The sequence below is a fragment of the Planctomycetota bacterium genome, from assembly GCA_016872555.1.
Classification (GTDB): domain Bacteria; phylum Planctomycetota; class Planctomycetia; order Pirellulales; family UBA1268; genus F1-20-MAGs016.
Genome location: VGZO01000042.1, coordinates 20,637 through 38,106, shown reverse-complemented (window position 1 = coordinate 38,106; position 17,470 = coordinate 20,637). Strand labels below are relative to the sequence as shown.

General features: G+C 70.6%; 12 protein-coding genes. 6 read left to right on the top strand and 6 right to left on the bottom strand.

Annotated elements, in window-relative coordinates; translation table 11 throughout:
- Positions 1-438 precede the first annotated feature (438 nt).
- The gene (locus tag FJ309_13350; GenBank protein ID MBM3955577.1) at positions 439-666 is read right to left on the bottom strand and encodes a transposase; all 228 of its coding nucleotides are present in this window, start codon (positions 664-666) and stop codon (positions 439-441) included.
- A 143-nt stretch (positions 667-809) separates the two neighbouring features.
- Positions 810-1,193, bottom strand: a complete 384-nt coding sequence (locus FJ309_13345; protein MBM3955576.1) for a DUF1653 domain-containing protein — start codon at positions 1,191-1,193, stop codon at positions 810-812.
- Here FJ309_13345 and FJ309_13340 point away from each other — a divergent pair.
- From FJ309_13340 to FJ309_13325, 4 genes are all read left to right on the top strand, one after another.
- Positions 1,057-2,070, top strand: coding sequence for a biofilm PGA synthesis protein PgaC (locus FJ309_13340; protein MBM3955575.1), 1,014 nt, complete (start codon positions 1,057-1,059; stop codon positions 2,068-2,070). The two genes, FJ309_13345 and FJ309_13340, sit on opposite strands and share 137 nt — an antisense overlap.
- A 38-nt stretch (positions 2,071-2,108) precedes the next feature.
- Positions 2,109-3,461, top strand: coding sequence for a Gfo/Idh/MocA family oxidoreductase (locus tag FJ309_13335; GenBank protein ID MBM3955574.1), 1,353 nt, complete (start codon positions 2,109-2,111; stop codon positions 3,459-3,461).
- A 447-nt stretch (positions 3,462-3,908) separates the two neighbouring features.
- Positions 3,909-5,159, top strand: a complete 1,251-nt coding sequence (locus FJ309_13330) for an LL-diaminopimelate aminotransferase (GenBank protein MBM3955573.1) — start codon at positions 3,909-3,911, stop codon at positions 5,157-5,159.
- A gap of 41 nt (positions 5,160-5,200) precedes the next feature.
- Positions 5,201-6,142, top strand: coding sequence for a hypothetical protein (locus FJ309_13325; GenBank protein ID MBM3955572.1), 942 nt, complete (start codon positions 5,201-5,203; stop codon positions 6,140-6,142).
- Positions 6,143-6,381: 239 nt separating this feature from the next.
- Here the strand turns inward: FJ309_13325 and FJ309_13320 are convergent, their stop codons facing one another.
- The 3 genes from FJ309_13320 to FJ309_13310 are packed head-to-tail and all read right to left on the bottom strand — an operon-like array spanning position 6,382 to position 12,264.
- On the bottom strand, positions 6,382-7,842 hold the full coding sequence (locus tag FJ309_13320; GenBank protein ID MBM3955571.1) for a deoxyribodipyrimidine photo-lyase: 1,461 nt from the start codon (positions 7,840-7,842) through the stop codon (positions 6,382-6,384).
- Positions 7,843-7,897: 55 nt separating this feature from the next.
- Positions 7,898-9,325, bottom strand: coding sequence for a DUF1501 domain-containing protein (locus FJ309_13315; protein ID MBM3955570.1), 1,428 nt, complete (start codon positions 9,323-9,325; stop codon positions 7,898-7,900).
- A 2-nt stretch (positions 9,326-9,327) separates the two neighbouring features.
- Positions 9,328-12,264 carry a DUF1549 domain-containing protein gene (locus FJ309_13310; GenBank protein ID MBM3955569.1) on the bottom strand — a complete coding sequence of 979 codons (2,937 nt, stop codon included), beginning with the start codon at positions 12,262-12,264 and terminating at the stop codon, positions 9,328-9,330.
- On the opposite strand from FJ309_13310, the gene FJ309_13305 reads away from it, so the two are divergent.
- Complete coding sequence (locus FJ309_13305; protein ID MBM3955568.1) at positions 11,999-13,312, top strand: polyvinylalcohol dehydrogenase; 1,314 nt, start codon at positions 11,999-12,001, stop codon at positions 13,310-13,312. The genes FJ309_13310 and FJ309_13305 overlap by 266 nt on opposite strands.
- A 263-nt stretch (positions 13,313-13,575) precedes the next feature.
- Positions 13,576-13,926 (top strand): hypothetical protein, encoded by a 351-nt coding sequence (locus FJ309_13300; GenBank protein ID MBM3955567.1) that lies wholly within the window; start codon positions 13,576-13,578, stop codon positions 13,924-13,926.
- A gap of 905 nt (positions 13,927-14,831) precedes the next feature.
- Here the strand turns inward: FJ309_13300 and FJ309_13295 are convergent.
- Positions 14,832-17,465: a serine/threonine protein kinase gene (locus tag FJ309_13295; protein MBM3955566.1), complete on the bottom strand. Its 2,634-nt coding sequence runs from the start codon at positions 17,463-17,465 to the stop codon at positions 14,832-14,834.
- Positions 17,466-17,470 lie beyond the last annotated feature (5 nt).

Genomic DNA, 17,470 nt, shown 5'->3' with positions numbered 1-17,470 from the left:
CGTTGAAACAATCACAAGTCGTCCTCCGTGACACAGGCGAAACGACGTGCGGCCACCGCCGCCCGCTTGCCTTTCGACGACTCACCGCAATACTTGTGCCGCTCTCAGAAGATGCGATTGCCCTGGTGCCCAGACGACGCCGTTTTCGCTTCTTTAGCGGCACTTTCAACCCCTCCCGTCGCCACAGTCGAAACACACGGGACAGCCCCGCTCGCCATCCTTCGAGGACGAGCAGCCGGCCGATCCTCCGGTAGCCGAACCGCGGCCGGGCGCGAGCCAACTGAAGCATCCGCTTCACAAGCGGTGCCTCGTCGGACCTCGGCTTGGCCTTGAATCGCTGACTGCTACGCGGCTGGTCGATTGCTTTGCAGGCCCTTCGCTCGGAGATGCCGAACTTCGCTTGAAGCTCGGTCACCGCCGCTCGCTTCCGGGAAGGGCTCACCCGTTTCCCTCCGAGAGATGCTCGGGTCTCTGGATGTCGAGGGCTTGGTCGGCCACAAGCTGCTTCAGCCGACGGTTCTCATCCTCGAGGGCCTTCAGTCGCTTCGCCTCCTCGGACTTCATCCCGCCGTACTGGGCCCGCCAGCGGGCCAGCGTCGCCTCGCTGATCTCCAAGGCCTGCAGCACCGCTGCCAGTTCCTTCCCAGCGTTGAGACGCGAGTGCATCTCGCAGCTTCGCGACCACCTGCTCCGGGCTATGCCGTCTCCGTCGTCGTGGCGTCATCGAAAGTCTCCTCCCCCAAGGGGGCGTTGACCTTCATACCGCCTGGATCAGGTTTTCCAATGCAGGCCATCTTCGCGCGGCTCGGTCATCCTTCCGCCCCGTCGTCGATCCGCCTGAAGCGCGGCACCGGTTGGCCATCGACGACCACCGTTTCGGCAAACATCGCCGCCGGCCGGACCCACAGGCCGCGGTCGCCATATTCCTGGCGGTAGACGACCACCTCCTCGAGCGACTCGCTGTGGCGGGCGACGCCGATGACGACGTAGTCGCGCCCCTTGTAATGGCGGTATCGGCCCGGCTGAAGCGCGGTCACGGGAAGTGCCTCCGGGGCGGTGGCGTGGCGTCGCGGACCGTATGCTAGCGGTCCGCGGACCGAGGCCTCCGTGCTCCGGCCGGCCGCGCGACCGCCCGGCTCGTTCAGCCCGCTCAGACAGCCCCGGGAAACGCCGACGGTTTCCCCGATCGACATATGCCAGGGTGGTCACCTCGCCACGACTATCGCGGAGCGATTCACACAATTGACACGACTCAGCCTGTGGCTCGCCTGCGGCGCGGTGTGCGCCGGCCTCGCCAGCGCCCCGGTCGGCGCCGATGAACCGCCGCCGCGGCCGATCCGCGTCGTCTGCCTCGACGTGCATGGCACCGGCACGGCCGGGGTCGCCCCGACGAATCTCCTCCGCTGCCTCGGCGACCGGGACGAATTCGCGTTCCGCACGGCGGCGCCGGCGGAGTTTCGCGGCACGGCCCTCGAGGCGTGCGACGTCGTCGTCTGCCCCGGCGGGAGCGGGTCGGGGCAGAGCAAGCTCCTCGAAGCCGAGGGACGCGCGGCGATCCAGGAGTTCGTGCGCCGCGGCGGCGGTTATGTCGGCATCTGTGCCGGAGCCTATCTGGCGACGTCCCACTACCCCTGGTCGCTGGCAATTCTCGATGCCCACGTGCTCGACACGCGCCACTGGGCCCGTGGCACCGGGTCGGTCGTTCTCGAGGTCTCCCCGGCGGGACGACGGCTCCTCGGCATCGACGGAGACGAAGTCGACTGCTACTACGGCCAGGGCCCGCTCCTCGCCCCTGGAAACCGCGACGACCTGCCCGACTACGAGGGGCTGGCGACGTACGGCACCGAGATCGCCAAGAACGGCGCTCCGAGCGGCGTGATGGTCGGCACCACGGCGATCGCGGCCGGCTCATTCGGTCAGGGGCGGGTGATCTGCTTCAGCCCCCACCCGGAAAAGACATCCGGGCTCGAGGCGGTGATCCGCCGCGGCACCCGGTGGGCCGCGGGGCGCGACGACAGACCTGTTTTGGTCGCCGAGCCGGCCACGGCTCCGGCACCGACCGTGCCGTGACCTGTTTCATTCCCTCTGTTTTCACCGGAGGCCCTCCCATGCAGCGGCGCGACTTCCTTGTCACTGGCGCCCACGCCGCGGCGCTCGGCACCCTCGCGGCAGCGGCCGACGGCGCCGAGCCGGTGGCCGGCGCTCCGCTGCGGGTGGCGCTCGTCGGCTGCGGCTGGTACGGCAAGACCGACCTGTTCCACCTCATCCAGGTCACGCCGGTGGAGGTGGTCGGGCTGTGCGACGTCGACTCGGCGATGCGCGCGGCGGCGGCGGAACTGGTCGCCGCCCGACAGCCGTCGGGAAACAAGCCGCCACTGTTCGGCGACTACCGCACGCTGCTGGCCGAGACGCGGCCGCAGGTGGTCCTCGTCGCCACCCCCGACCACTGGCACTGTCTGCCCTTGATCGCCGCCTGCCAGGCGGGCTGCGACGTCTACGTGCAAAAGCCGATCAGCTTCGACGTGGTCGAGGGGCGGGCGATGGTGGCCGCGGCACGGAAGCACGGCCGCACCGTCCAGGTCGGCCTCCAGCGGCGCAGCACCCCGCACCTCCTCGAGGCCCGCGACCGCTACATCGCCACGGGGAAGCTCGGGAAGATCGCCGCCGTCGACATCCACAGCTACTACGGCTCGCGCGCCGCGTTTCCACCGGCCGCGGATCCCCCGCCCACGCTCGACTGGGACGCCTACTGCGGCCCGGCGCCGCTGATCGACTTCCACCCCCAGCTCCACCCGCGGTCGTGGCGCGACTGCATCGAGTTCAGCAACGGCCAGACCGGCGACTTGTGCGTGCACTTCTACGATCTGGTGCGGTTCTTCCTCGGCCTGTCGTGGCCGAAGCGGATCGCCGCCAGCGGCGGCGCCCTGCTCCGGCCGGCGGAGTCGACGATCAAACTCCACGACACCCAGACGGCCCTCTTCGACCACGGCGACGTCCAGGTGGTGTGGACGCAGCGCAACTGGGGCGAAAACCCCGACCCGGCCTATCCCTGGGGGGCGACGCTGTACGGCGACAAGGGCACGCTCAAGCTCTCCGTCCAGTCCTACGACTTCCAGCCCAAGGGGGGTGGCGCGGCCGAGAAGGGGACGTTTCTCGACGAGCGGGAGCAATTTCCCGCCGACACCGCCCACAAAGAGACCGAGGCGTTCGCCGCTCCGGCGACCCGCCGACACATGCGCGACTTCCTCGCCGCCCGGGCCGAGGGGCGCAGGCCCGTGGCCGACATCGAAGAGGGGCATGTCTCGTCGGCGGCGTGCATCCTCGCCAACCTGGCGATGCGCCTCGGCCGGACGATCCACCTCGATCGGCAGGGCAACGTCGTCGGCGATGCCGAAGCCGAGGCGCTGCTCGCCCGCCCCTACCGCGCTCCCTGGCAACACCCGACGCCGGAGAGCGTTTGACGGTCGTTTCCGCCGCGGTCAATCGAGCGGAATGAGGACGCAGGCCTCGTTTTCGTCCTCGAACGGATCGAAGTCGTCGTCGAAGGGCCCGAATCCCCCCGGTGCTCTCCGAGTCTTCGGTGGGCAGGTGTGGAAGGCAGGCTGGTGCATGGCGGGATCGGTGGTGGACGGGGAAAACCGATCTCCTCACTCCACCCCCGCGCCGCAGCGGAATCAATCAGGGCAAATCTCCGCGGGTTGGAACCCTTTTTCCCCCGCACCCCCCTTGTGAGGACGACCGCACAAACCCCTCGTCTGGGGATGCCATTGACGATGCCCCCCGGTGGTCGTCGGCCCCGTGCCACACGCCCGTGACGGCGGGCGCCGCGCGGGCGATCCGTATACTTTTCCACTTTCGCGATGCCTTCTCGCGCGCCGCGCTGCCCGACACGGAGTGTTTCCCGACGCATGGCCACGATCACCGCCCCCGCCGCCGACCCCTGGTTCCAAGACCGGTTCGCCGCCCGGATCGGCGGCGCGCAGTTCGGCAAAGGGAACGAGATCTACAAATTCGAGCTCATCAAGCGCGCCAAGCGAAAGGCGATGGCCGACCACCCGGAGCGCCGGATGCTCGATTTCGGGATCGGCGAGAATGACGAGATGGCCCCCGCCGCGGTCCGCGAGGCGATGCGCCGCGAGATCGACCGCCCCGAGAACCGCGGCTACGCCGACAACGGCATCGCCGCCTACAAGGAGGCGGCCGCGGCCTTCATGGCCCGCGAGTTCGGCGTCGTCCTCGACCCCGTCACCGAGGTCAACCACTGCATCGGCTCGAAAACCGCCCTGTCGATGATCCCCGCGGCGTTCATCGACCCGGGTGACGTCACCCTGATGACGGTCCCCGGCTACCCCGTCGCCGGCACCGCCACGCGCTGGTTCGGCGGCACGGTCCACCGTCTGCCGCTCCTGCCGGAAAACGGCTTCTTCCCCGATTTCGACGGCATCCCCGCCGACGTCCTCGCCCGGGCCAAGCTCCTCGTCCTCTGCTATCCCAACAGCCCGACCGGCCGGGCGGCGACGCGCGACTTCTATTCCCGGGTGGTCGAGTTCGCCCACCGCCACCGGATCGTCGTCGTCCAGGATGCGGCGCACATCATGCTCTCCTACGACGCCGAGCCGCTCTCGTTCCTCTCTGTCGATGGCGCCAAGGAGGTCGGCGTCGAGGTCCACTCGATGTCGAAGGGGTTCCACATGATCGGCTGGCGCCTGGGGTGGGTGTGCGGTCACGAGCGGCTCGTCCGGGCCTTCGCCGACATCAAGGACAACTGCGACTCCGGCCAGTTCATGGCGATCCAGAAGGCGGCGGTGACGGCGCTGGCCGACCCGGCGATCCCGCAGGCGGTGAGAGCCAAGTACCGCCGGCGCCTCGAGAAGCTGGTCGCCGTCCTCCGCCAGGTGGGTTTCGACTGCCGGATGCCCGGCGGCACCTACTTCCTCTACACAAAAAGCCCCGTCGGCGCCGGCCAGCGCTCGTTTGCCACCGCCCAGGACGCCAGCCAGTTCCTGATCCACGAGCTGTCGGTCTCGACCGTCCCGTGGGACGACTGCGGCGCCCACCTCCGCTTCTCGGTCACCTACGAGGCCGCCGACGCAGCCGCGGAAGACGAGCTGATGGCCGAGACGCGCGACCGGCTCGCCCGGGCGCGGCTGCGGTTCTGAAACTTTCCATCCCTTCCCGAACGCCCGAGGATCCCGCCGCCATGCCCGCGCGCCGCCATCGGTCGAATGCCCTGTTCCTCGCGCTCGCGGCGGCCTTGGCTGCCGTCGGCTGCGGCACGAAACCGGCGAAGAAGGGGGGCACGCTTTCGATCGCGCAGCGCCTCGAGCGCGCCGAGAAGGAGGCGACTCCCGAAAAGCAGGCGGCGGCCCTGGTGAAAATCGCCCGGCAGCAGTTGTCGGTGGGCGATCTGTCGGGCGCCCGCGACACCGCCAACCGCGCCTTCGACCGCCTCAAGGCCGACGGCGACGCGGCGATCTTCGCCCCCCGGCTCGTCGACGTCGCTGCAGCGCTCGGCGAGGTGGGCGACAAGAAGAAGGCCCGCGAGGCGGCGGCGCTGGCGGGCACGCGCGGCGCGGCGATCGAAGACCCCGTCCGCCGCGCCCAAGCGCTCGCCGGAGCGGGGGGAATCGCCGGCGACAAGGATGCGGGGGGAGATGCGGCGCTGGCCCGCGATCTCCTCGGCAAGGCAACCACCGCGGCCGATGCCGCCGACGACCGGTTCCGCGCCGAGGCGCTGGCGGCCGTGGCGCTCGGCTACACGCGCGCCGGCATCGCCGACGCCGCCGCCGACATGGTCGGCCGGTTGGAGGAGAGCGCCCGTGGGGTCGGCGAGGCGCGGGCCAAGGCGGAGGCCCTCGCGGCCGCGGCCGACGTCCGCGCCCGGAGCGGCCAGAAGGACGAGGCCGGCAAGCTCGTCGAGGAGGCAGCCGCCGCGGCGAAGAGCGTGGAACGGGCCGAGAGCCGCGCCTATGCCCTGCTCGCCGTGGCCAACGCCGCCGTCGCCGCCGGCGACACGAAGACCGCCCTCGCCCTCCTCGGCGAGGCCGACAAGGCGGCCGACAAAGTGGGGGACGACCAGCAGCGGAAGATCGTCGTCGACAAGGTGCGGACGCGCTTGGCCGAGGTCGAGAAGCGGCAGTAGCACGGGACCGAAAGGGCCGGTCACGACAGCCAGCGTCGGCCAGCAGCGTTTTGCCCATGAACTTCCTGGATGCGCCTTTTCTGGCCGCGTCGGCGGCCGCGCACCGCGATCGGTGGGCATTCACTGGAGCGACGGCTCCACGCGGTCGAGCTCGTCCCAGATCGCGGTGAACGGGACCACTTTCGCCGTCGCCTGGCTCTCCCCTCCGGACGGTGTCACCACCCAGCGTTCCACCACATTCAGGCCGAGCGTGTCGAGGAGGCGTTCGCCGACACCTTCGCCAGCGCCGCCAGCGCCAGTTTCCGCGCCTCGGCGTGGTCGACGATCGGCTCGGGGTAGTCGCGGCCGAGGACGAGGCCGTTGCGCTCGAGCGGCTTGGCCGCCGCCGGTTCGTGGATCACGTCGGCGTCGAGCCGGCCCAACTCCGGCACCCATTTCCGCACGTAGGCGCCGTCGGGGTCGAACTTCTCCCCTTGGCTCGTCGGATTGAAGATCCGGAAATAAGGGGCGGCGTCGGCGCCGCAGCCGGCGGCCCATTGCCAGCCGAGCGTGTTGGCGGCGAGGTCGGCGTCGAGGAGCGTGTCGTGAAACCAGCGTGCCCCCTCGAGCCAGGAGATCCGCAGGTCCTTGACGAGAAAGCTCGCGACGATCATCCGCACGCGGTTGTGCATCCAGCCGGTGGCCCACAACTGCCGCATCCCGGCGTCGACGATCGGAAACCCGGTCCGGCCGCGCTGCCAGGCCTCGAGCCCCACCGGATCGTCGACCCAGGGGAAGGCAGCGTACTGCTGCCGCAGCGGCGCGTCTGGGGTGTGCGGGAAGTGGTGGAGCAGGTGGGAGGCGAACTCGCGCCAGCCCAGCTCGCGGAGATAGACCTCGGGGCTGCCGGTGATCTTCGCCGCCGGTTTGCCCCCCACCGCGTCGCGGACCGCGTGCCAGATCCGCCGCGGCGAGATCTCGCCGAAGTGGAGGTGCGGGCTCAGGGCGCTCGTGCCGTCGTGGTCGGGGCGGTCGCGCTCGGTGCCGTAGCCGGCCAGGCCGCGGTCGAGGAACCGATCGAGCCGCTTTCGCGCCGCCGCCTCGCCGGGCGACCAGGTCGTGCGCATCGTGCCGGCCCAGTCGATCTTTGGCAGTAGCCCCAGCGAGTCGACAGGCGCGCTGTCGAGTGCGGCGGCGTTGGCGACGGCCGTCAGCTTCCGCGGCGCGCCACGCGGCAGATCGGGCTCGTCGCGCGACAACAGTGCCCGCCAGAACGGCGTGAACACCTGGTAGGGCCGCCCCTCTTTCGTCGCCACGTGCGTCGGCTCGTGGAGCAGCGTGCCGTTGAAGCTCTCGACCTCGAGGCCGGCGGCAGCGAGCTCCTTCTTGATCGTGGTGTCGCGGGCCACGAGCGCCGGCTCACGGACGCGGTTCCAGGCGACGTGCGTGGCGCCGGTGGCCTGCGCCACCTCGCGGAGGGCCTTCGCCGACGGCCCGCGCCGCACGACGAGCGCCACCCCGGCCTTGGCAAGCGCGCCGGAGAGGCTGCCGAGCGACCCGTGGAGCCACCACCGCGACGCCCCGCCGGGCTCCCAGGGCGCCTCCTCCTCGGGGGCGTGGACATAGAGCGGCACGACGGCGCCGCGGGCCGCGGCGCTGGCCAGCGCCGGGTTGTCGTCGAGGCGCAGGTCGCGGCGGAACCAGACGATTGTGACGGCCATGGGAGTGCCTCGCGGCGACAGCCTACACCACCCCCGGTCCGGGCGTGGCCTCCGCTCAGGCGACGAGCTCGTGGACGACGCGGCCGTGGACGTCGGTGAGGCGGAAGTCGCGCCCCTGGGCGGGGATCGTGAGGCGCGTGTGGTCGATCCCGAGGAGGTGGAGCAGCGTCGCGTGGAGGTCGTGGACGGTGACCGGGTTTTCCACCACGCCGTAGCCGAGGTCGTCGGTGGCGCCATGGGTGATCCCCCCCTTGATCCCGCCACCGGCCAGCCAGATCGAGAACGCCTTCATGTGGTGGTCGCGGCCGTTGCCCTGGGCCATCGGCGTGCGCCCGAACTCGGTGCCGAACACGACCAGCGTCTCGTCGAGCATCCCGCGCCGGGCGAGATCCTCGACCAGCGCCGCCGCGCCGCGGTCGACCTCGGCGGCCGTCCCCTTGACATGGTCGCGCACGCTGCCGTGGTGGTCCCAGTCGCGGTGGTAGAGCTGGATGAAGCGCACGCCGCGCTCGGCAAGCCGCCTCGCGAGCAGGCAATTGGCGGCAAACGACCCGTCGCCCCCCTTGGTGCCGTAGAGCTCGAACGTGCTCGCCGGCTCGTCGGCCAGATCGACCAGCTCCGGCACGCTGGCCTGCATCCGGAAAGCGAGCTCGTACTGCGCGAGGCGTGCGGCGATCTCCGGATCGTCGACGACGTCGCCGCGCAGCCGGTCGAGGCGGGCGACGGCGTCGACGACGTCGCGCTGGCGGTCGGGCGTGACCCCGGCGGGACGGCCGACATACAGCACCGGATCCCCCTTGGAGCGGAACTCCACTCCCTGGAACCGGCTCGGGAGCAGCCCCGAATGCCACTGCCGGCTGGCGATCGGCTGGCTCTGGCCGAACCGCCCCGTGCTCACCATGACGACGAACCCGGGGAGGTCGGCCGCGTCGCTCCCCAGGCCGTACCACAACCAGCTCCCCGCCGACGGCCGGCCGGAGATCATCGAGCCGGTGTTCATGAAGGTGTGGGCCGGATCGTGGTTGATCGCCTCGGTGTGGAGGCTCCTGACGATCGCGATCCGGTCGGCGATCCGGGCGGCGATCTCGGGGAAGATCGTGGCGATCTCCTGGCCGCTCGCGCCGGCGCGCGCGAAGGGATGCTGCGGCGCCAGGCAGCGCAGCGCCTGCCCCTGGAGCTGCGCGATCTGCTGCCCCTTGGTGAAGCTCTCCGGCATCGGCTGGCCGTCCATCGCCGCGAGCTTCGGCTTGTGGTCGAACGTGTCGAGGTGGGTCATCCCGCCGGCCATGTAGAGCCAGATCACGCGCTTCGCCCGCGCGGGAAGGTGCAGCGGGCGCACGATCCCGGGCCACGTGCCGGCCAGCGGCGCGGCGGCGGCGGCGCGGCCGAGGAGCGACGCCAGGGCGATCCCCCCGAGGCCTGAGGCGTGCGAGAGGAATCCGCGCCGGGCAAGCGCCGGCGCCAGCACGACGGGGTGGGGCATGGTCATGGCCGCGTGTAGGTCTCGTGGAGGTTGAGGGCGGCGCGCGCGCAGCTTGTCCAGGCGGCGAGCGCCACCGGATCGGTGCCGGCGGGGGCGGGCAGCGTGCCCACGCCGAGGAGGCGCGCCGCCGCTTCGGGGTCGGTCTCGAGCGCCGCGCGGTGGCGCTCGGCGAGGCCGACGAGCACCGCCACCTCGGCGGCTTCGGGGCGGCGGCCGAGGGCACGGCGGAGGATGAACGCCGCCCGGTCGGCCGGCGCGTCGGCCGCGGCCAGCGCCCGCGCGGCCAGCGCCCGCGCCACCTCGACCAGCGCCGGGTCGTTGAGCAGCACCAGCGCCTGCAGCGGCGTGCTCGTCCGCGGCCGCCGCGCCGTGCACTCCTCGCGGCTCGGCGCGTCGAAGACCTGCAGCGCCGGATGGAGGTATTGCCGCTGCCAGTGGACATACATCCCGCGCCGCCACGCAGGCTCGCCGGAATCGGCCTGCCAGGTGCGGCGCGGGAAGTTGAGGTAATCCCAGTAGCCCTCCGGCTGGTAGGGCTTCACGCTCGGGCCACCGACGTCGCGCACGAGCAGCCCGGCGGCGGCCAGCGCCGTGTCGCGGACCATCTCGGCGTCGATCCGGTAGCGCGACTGCCGGGCGAGGAGCCGGTTGTCGGGATCGCGGCCTTCCCCGGCCGCCGCCTGCCGGCGGTAGGCGCGCGACGTGACGAGCAGCCGCAGGAGGTGGCGGATGTCCCATGCGCCCGCCCCGGCGCCGCCGTCGCGCAGCTCGCAGGCCAACCAGTCGAGCAGCTCCGGATGGCTCGGCGCCTCCCCCTGGGCGCCATGGTCGTCGAGCCGGCGCGACAGCCCCTGGCCGAAGCCGATCGCCCACAGCCGGTTGGCGAGCACGCGCGGCACGACCGGGTTGTCGCGGCCGGTGAGCCAGTCGGCCAGATCGGCCCGCGACAGGCGCCGCGCCGGGTCGCCGCCCCGCGCCGAAAGAAACGCCGGGGTGGCGGGGACGACCTCGGGCCCCGAGTCGTCCATCCAATTGCCGCGGGGGAGGACGCGCACCGTGCGCGGCGCGACGGCGACCGTCACCGGCATCCGCGGCTGGGCGGCGACGATCGCCTTGAGATCCTCTTCGAGGCGCGACAGCTCGGCGCGGAGCGGAGCGGTGGCCGCGGCGATCGTGCGATGGTGGTCGGCCAGCAGCTTCGCCTGCTCGGCCGACCTCTCGCCGGCGGCGGTCCGCAGCGCCTGTTCGACGCCGTCGGGGAGCTTCGCCGCCTTGGCAGCGGGGTCGGGCGGGGCCGCGAGCCGCGCCGTCTCGGCGGCGATCCAGGCCGCGCGCTCGGCCTCGAGCGCGGGCGTGTCGACGGCGAGACGCTCCCGGGCGCGGGCCACGAGGGCTTCCAGCTCGCGCTGCCGCGCCGCCTGGGCCGGCGTGGGGAGCCGGATCATCTCCCCCCACGAGCCGTCGGCGTTGGCGCCGTGGTAGATCCCCCGTTCGGCGACGTCGGCGAAGAACGCCGCGAACGAATAAAAGTCGCGCGTCGTGAACGGGTCGAACTTGTGGTCGTGGCACTCGGCGCAGCCGAGCGTGGCCCCGAGCCAGGCGCCGGCGGTCGCCCGGACGCGGTCGGCGGCGTATTTGGCGTGGTACTCCTTGTCCTGCCCGCCCCCCTCGGCGCTCATCATGTTGAGCCGGTTGTAGGCGGCGGCGATCGTCTGCGCCCGTGTCGCTCCGGGGAGCAGGTCTCCGGCAAGCTGCTCGCGCGTGAACCGGTCGAACGGCATGTTGTCGCGAAACGCGAGGATCACCCAGTCGCGGTAGGGCCACATCGTGATCGGCTGGTCGCCGTGGTAGCCGACGCTGTCGGCGTAGCGCACCAGATCGAGCCACCAGACGGCCAGCCGCTCGGCGTGGTGCGGGCTGGCGAGGAGCCGATCGACGAGCCGCTCCCAGGCCGCGGGCGCGGTGTCGGCGACGAACGCATCGACCTCCTCGGGCTCTGGCGGGAGGCCCGTGAGGTCGAACGACAAGCGGCGGATGAGCGTCGCCCGGTCGGCCTCGGGGAGCCCCTCGACCCCGGCGCGGGCCAGCTCGGCGTCGATGAACGCGTCGACCGGATGGCCGGCCGCGGGCACGGCCGGGCGCCCGAGCGGCCGCCACGCCCAGTGCTCCTCGTAGGCCGCCCCCGATGCGATCCACTGCACGAGCAGGTCGCGGTGCGCCGCCGACAAGGGCTTGTTCGTCTCCGGCGGCGGCATGACGAGATCGGGGTCGGTACTGCCGATCCGGGCGACCAGGGCGCTGGCGGCCTGGTCCCCCGGGACGATCGCCCGGTGGCCGTCGCGCGCCGCCGTGGCCCCCGCGGCGGTGTCGAGCCGGAGGTCGGCCTGCCGGGCGGCCGCATCGGGGCCGTGGCAGGCGAAGCAGTGCTCGGCGAGGATCGGGCGGATGTCGCGGTCGAACGAGATCGGCCCCGCCGCCGCGGGGAGCGGTGCCGCAAGCGCGAAGGCAATCGCGGCCATCCCGAGCCGGTGTCTGGTTCGTGCGCCTGCCATCGTCACCTCCCGGGGCCTGCCGTTCCCCGCAAGAATTTCACACGGCCGGCCGCGCCACGCAACACTATCCGGGTTGTGGTGATGGCGCGGCCTGGCGCAGACTGGTTGCTGGCTGGGCGGGATGGGTGGCGGTCGCGCCGGCGAGCTCGGCGTCTGGAGCGAGGTTTCCATGATCGCGTCGTTCGGGGCCGGACGTGTCGCCAGGCTCGCTGCCGGCCTGGTCGTCGGCTGGATCGTCGCGATGCCGCTGCCGGCCGCAGCGGCCGACACCGACTGGCCGCAGTTCGGTGGGCCGAAGCGTGACAACCGCTCCACCGCCGAGGGGCTCGCTCGGGAGTGGCCAGAAAGCGGCCCGCCGCTGCTCGGCACGGCGCGCAACCTCGGCATCGGCTATGCCAGCGTGGCCGTCGCCGACGGCGCCGTCCTCACGATGGGGAGCCGCGGCGACGACGAGCTGGTGATCTGCCTCGACGAACAGACCCTGGCCGAACGCTGGGCGACGAAGATCGGCGCCACGCGCCCCGACGGCATGGGCGCCGGCCCGCGCGGCACGCCGACGATCGCCGGCGACGCCGTCTACGCGCTGGGCGCCAACGGCGATCTTGCCTGCCTGGCGCTGGCCGATGGCCGGGTGCGCTGGGCCGGGAACGTGCTGACCAATTCCGGCGGCAGCAACATCACCTGGGGGATCAGCGAATCGCCGCTGGTCGACGGCGGGCGCGTGATCGTGACCCCCGGCGGGCCGGGGGCGACGATGGTCGCCGTCGACGCGAAGTCGGGGCGCCTCGTCTGGAAGGCGGCCGTGCCGGGCAATCCCGCGGCGGCCTATTCGTCGATCATCGTCGTCGAGACCGGTGGCCTGAAGCAGTACGTGAACTTTGTCCACACCGGCGTGATCGGCGTCCGCGCCGACACCGGCCAATTCCTCTGGGGCAACGACTCCTCGGCCAATGGCACGGCCAATTGCTCGTCCCCCGTCGCCTGGCAGGGCAACGTGTTCAGCGCCTCGGGGTATGGCAAGGGCGGCGCACTGGTCCGCCTTGCCGGCGACCGCCGCGGCGTGGCCGCGTCGCTGGCCTACGCGACCAAGGACCTCAAGAGCCACCACGGCGGCCTCGTGGTCGACGGCGACTTCGTCTACGGCACCGACGAAGGCCTGCTGACCTGCCTCGACCTGCGCACCGGGCGTGTGGCGTGGCAGAACCGGTCGGTGGGGAAGGGCGCGCTCGTGTGGGCCGACGGCCTGCTCGTGCTGCGGAGTGAAGACGGCCCGGTGGCGCTGGTGGAGTGCTCACCGCGCGGGTATGTCGAGAAGGGGCGGTTCACACCGGCCGACCGCAGCGACCGACCGGCGTGGCCGCATCCGGTGATTGCCAATGGCAAGCTGTGGCTGAGGGATCAGGAGGGGATGGCGGTGTATCGGGTGGATGAGTAATCCGGAAAATGAACCCCGCACATCGACAAACCATCTCCGATTTCTCACTCGCCGTCGATGGAAGTCAATCCGAACGGCGAAAAGTCCGGTGTCATCGTCTCCACTTCGCGACGTAGACCCACCCTGACCAGCCAGCGAGTAGATCGGTCCCGGGTGATGAATTGACAGCAACAAGTGGGCCGCTACGATGACCTCACTGTGGGGGGCTAGTTCCCGATCTTTTTTCGGATTCAGATCCTGGCTGTCACCGGAGATGCAACCGAATGGCAAAAAAGACTGCCGCCGCCGTCTCATTACAGACCATGAAGTCGGGCTTCTCGTCCGCGGGCGCTGCTCGCCTTTTTCTCCAGGATGCTCGTATCAACAACACCACGAGCTCTGCAAGCGACATTGTGGTCACATTTTACTACCCTACTGTCGGCGTTAACGAAACGCCGCTCACAGTCATTACGTCGACGTGCTCCGATGGCTACCTTGTCATCGACGTCTCTCCATCGAATCCCGGGACCGCGCCTCAAGACGGACATATCGTCGTTTCACTCACGCTCAAGAACCCTCCGGGCCCTCCGGCGACCATTCAGGGCACTCTGGAAACGGCCTTCTATCCTGAATAGGACCTGCCGTCGCGGTGATGATCACATCCGGTTCACTTCGCCGGCGGCTTCCATAGGCCATCGAGAACACGTCGGGTGTGATCAATCTGGCCCGAACTGCCAGGCAGGGCGACCGACCGATTCGATGGGTGCGTTCGGGCGAAAAGAGGTCCTTTAACCCTGATGACGGCTGCCTCCAACCCCGCGCCACTCGCCTGATGAACGGGCTCCGATCTGCCGACTGCTTCTTCTTCCACCCATTACACCCCACCCCAAGGTCAAACAATGGCTCGTATTACAATAGCCAGAGTCGGCGACGCCCTGTTTCGTCCCACCAAGGGATCTGCGCCGAGGCCAAACACGTTAAAGGTCGTCGTCCAGGGCGATTTCGGCTCTCTGAGTCCCAGGAAAATCGCGGTGACAAAGGCTGAGTTCATCGGTCGCCCGGGCTCGAACACGAAGACGACTTATTGCTGCAAAGGAATCAGAGTCCGGGACGACTATGCGGTCCTGACACTCCGTCGGGTAAAGACGACGCGGTCTGTCAAAGGGTCGAAGAACATGATCGCGATCGGGGTAGGCGAGCCGGTCAGCGGTATCTTTACGGTGAGTCTGAAGCTGGGACCGCCGGGGTCGCCGGTTGAAGAACAGTGCTGGTTCGATGCCGTCGAGTATGTCGAGTGATCGGTCTGAGCAGCGCGTGGCCAAAGTTTATCCGCGGCATTTGACTGCTCGAGCGGCACCGTTTGTCACGGGATCCGCGCACTAGACTCCTGATGGGGGGTGCTTGGCGGGCTGCCGGCCAATTCCCTGTCAAGGGGGGGAAGGCCGCCACCACGGCGGGGCATTATCGCGGGGACTGCGAGGTGAATTCGATACTCGCCAGCGGAGTGCCCGCGGACTTGTTCCGGGCCGATGACGGCGAGTCACCGCCGCCGTTCGATCACTCCCTCCACTTCATCGATCGCTTTTTCCACCCGCAGTGATTCGGGGCAGCGGGGAAAATTCTTCAGCTCCTTGTCGATCCGTTCACGGGCTTGCTGCAGGGTGGGCTTGGCGTTTGCGGGGTCATTGGCATCGGTCAGCAGCCGGGCCCGCAGGAGCCACGCCCGGGCCGCGTCGAGATTCACCATCCGGACGACATCGGCCTGTTCGCTCGATCCGCCCCCTTCCGCCGCTGCCACCGCGGCGAGCGCCGCGGCGGCATCCTTCCGGGCCTCATCGCGACGGCCGGCGGTGTAGAGCATCTCCCCGCGGGTGATCACCGCCTCGGCGAGATGGTGGTGGTGGCCGGCGATCTTCTTGTTCCGCGCCGCAAGGGCGCCGTAGATCTCCACCGCCGCGGTGGCCTGCGCGATCGCGTCGTCGAGCTGATCGGGCGCGCCGGCGGCAAGAATCGCCCTCTGGAGAAGCGCCGCCCCCTTCATCTGGACCACGTCGGGATGATTGGCCACCTTCGCCGACGCGAGGCCGGCGTCGGCGGCGGCAACCGCCCGGTCGGCCGTGGCGATCGCGGCGGGGAGATTGCCCGACTCGGCCTCCGCCCGGGAGAGTGCGCAGAGTGTGGCCACCAGTATCATCTGCGTGTGATCGATGCCGTCCTGCATCGATGGACCGGTCATGACGAGGCCGTCGACCGCCTCGCGGAGCATGGCCTGCCCTTCGGCCGGCCGGCCGTCGTCGACCTGCCAACCGCCGTAGTCGGCCTTGATGCGTGATACCACGACGGTGACGTTGACCTCGGGAAACTGCCGCTGGATTGCTGCGGCGGCGGCGAGCGCCTCGCGGTAGCCATCCCCGGCGGCCGGGTCGGCCTGGAAGTGCTGTAGCACGCAGCGGTCTGCGAGCAGGTTGAACCGCTCGCCGATCGCACGCGCGTTGCCGGGGGTGGCGGTGAGCACACCGGTGACGAGCTCATGAGCGCGGGCGTAGAGACGGTCAGCCTCGCCATAGCGGACCACGAGCCGGGCGAGATTCCCCTCGCGGTGGTAGCCATCGGCGGCCTCGAGCCGAAGGGCGTCGTTCTGCCGCTGCACGCGCAGGAGCGCTTCATACTGCCGGTTCGACTCGCGCATCACGTTCAGGCGATTGAGCTCGGCATTTGGAATCACCGCCCAGGCGTCGTCGCCGATCTCCTTGCCAAGCGTGTCGATTACCTGCCGGGCCGCCGCGGCATTGGCCTGCGCGATGTCGCGCTGCTGGCGGACGAGAACGTTCCCCACCCCCAGCGCTACCAGCCCCGTGGCGGCCATCACCCCCGCCGCCGTCACCGCCGTCCGGTGGCGCTTCGCGAACCGGGCCGCCCTGACCGGCCACGGATCGCGGTACACGCTCACCGGCTCGTCGCCCAGCCACCGGCCGATGTCGGCGGCCAGCGCCTTGGCCGACAGGTAGCGAGCGGCGGGGTCGCGGGCCATCGCCTTGAGGCAGATCGCTTCGAGCGCCGGGGGCACGGAGGGGGCGACGCGCCTGGGCCGGGGAAACACGCCGCGGATCACGTCCTGCATCACCGATGGGGACCGGCCGTCGAACGGGGGAACGCCAGCGAGGAGCTGGTAGAGCGTGGCCCCGAGACCGTAGACGTCGGAGGCGGGCCCGATCCGGTCGACCTCGCCGGCCGCCTGTTCCGGCGCCATGAATGCCGGCGTCCCTTTCGCCTGGCCGGCGCGAGTCGGTTCCGAAGTTCCCGAGTCGATGGCCAACACCGGCCGGCTTCCCGAACCCGACCCCGACCCCGACCCGGAGGCGGCCGCGATCTCTTCGCCACCGACCTTCGCCAGCCCCCAGTCGATGAGCTGCGTCTCGCCGAAATCACCGAGGAGGATATTGGCCGGCTTGATGTCGCGGTGGAGCACGCCGCGGGCGTGGGCGTAGCTCACCGCCTCGCAGACGGCGCTGAACCGGCCGAGGAGGTCGCGCAGCGCCAGTGCCCGCTCCGCCGACGGACGGTCGGCGGCGGAATCGTGATAGCGCTCGATCGCCTGCTTGAGCGTGTCGCCGCGGATGTAGCGCATCACGTAGTACAGGCGACCGTCGCCATGGACGCCGGCGTCGTAGACCGGGCCGATGTTGGGATGCTCGAGCGCCGCCGCCGTCTGCCGCTCGCGGGTGAACGACGCCTGTGCCGGCGGGTCGTGGGCGATCTCGCCGAGCATCTGCTTGACGAGCACTTCGCGCCCGAGCACCGCGTCGCTGGCACGGAGGACCTGCCCCATCCCGCCATGTGCGAGCTCGTCGAGGATCTCGTAGCGAGTCCCCTGGGGCGTGGCACCGGGGAGCGACTTGGTGCGCTCGTCTTCGGGAAGGACGCCGACGCCGACCAGCGCCGTCAGGGCAGCCGCCTCGCCGCCGTGGGTCCTGACGAGCTGGTCGGTGACCGTCTCGACGACGGCGCGGGTGTCGGGACTGACCAGACCGCGCTCGACGAACACGGCCAATAGCGGCCGCGACATGTCGCCGCGCCAGGCCTCGATCGCCCCCAGCGCCGCCGCCGAGGTCACGAACCCCAGCCGCTGGACGAGCAGGCCATGGATCAGGTTGCAGGTGTCGTCGGCGGCCATGGATG

What these genes read in the sequence shown, in the direction of transcription:
- FJ309_13295 (MBM3955566.1), bottom strand. Translation starts at nt 17,465, where the DNA reads ATGGCCGCCGACGACACCTGCAACCTGATCCATGGCCTGCTCGTCCAG.
- FJ309_13350 (MBM3955577.1), bottom strand. Translation starts at nt 666, where the DNA reads ATGCACTCGCGTCTCAACGCTGGGAAGGAACTGGCAGCGGTGCTGCAG.
- FJ309_13310 (MBM3955569.1), bottom strand. Translation starts at nt 12,264, where the DNA reads ATGCCGAGGTTGCGCGCCGTGCCGAGCAGCGGCGGGCCGCTTTCTGGC.
- FJ309_13325 (MBM3955572.1), top strand. Translation starts at nt 5,201, where the DNA reads ATGCCCGCGCGCCGCCATCGGTCGAATGCCCTGTTCCTCGCGCTCGCG.
- FJ309_13305 (MBM3955568.1), top strand. Translation starts at nt 11,999, where the DNA reads ATGGGTGGCGGTCGCGCCGGCGAGCTCGGCGTCTGGAGCGAGGTTTCC.
- FJ309_13315 (MBM3955570.1), bottom strand. Translation starts at nt 9,325, where the DNA reads ATGCCCCACCCCGTCGTGCTGGCGCCGGCGCTTGCCCGGCGCGGATTC.
- FJ309_13345 (MBM3955576.1), bottom strand. Translation starts at nt 1,193, where the DNA reads ATGTCGATCGGGGAAACCGTCGGCGTTTCCCGGGGCTGTCTGAGCGGG.
- FJ309_13335 (MBM3955574.1), top strand. Translation starts at nt 2,109, where the DNA reads ATGCAGCGGCGCGACTTCCTTGTCACTGGCGCCCACGCCGCGGCGCTC.
- FJ309_13320 (MBM3955571.1), bottom strand. Translation starts at nt 7,842, where the DNA reads ATGGCCGTCACAATCGTCTGGTTCCGCCGCGACCTGCGCCTCGACGAC.
- FJ309_13300 (MBM3955567.1), top strand. Translation starts at nt 13,576, where the DNA reads ATGGCAAAAAAGACTGCCGCCGCCGTCTCATTACAGACCATGAAGTCG.
- FJ309_13330 (MBM3955573.1), top strand. Translation starts at nt 3,909, where the DNA reads ATGGCCACGATCACCGCCCCCGCCGCCGACCCCTGGTTCCAAGACCGG.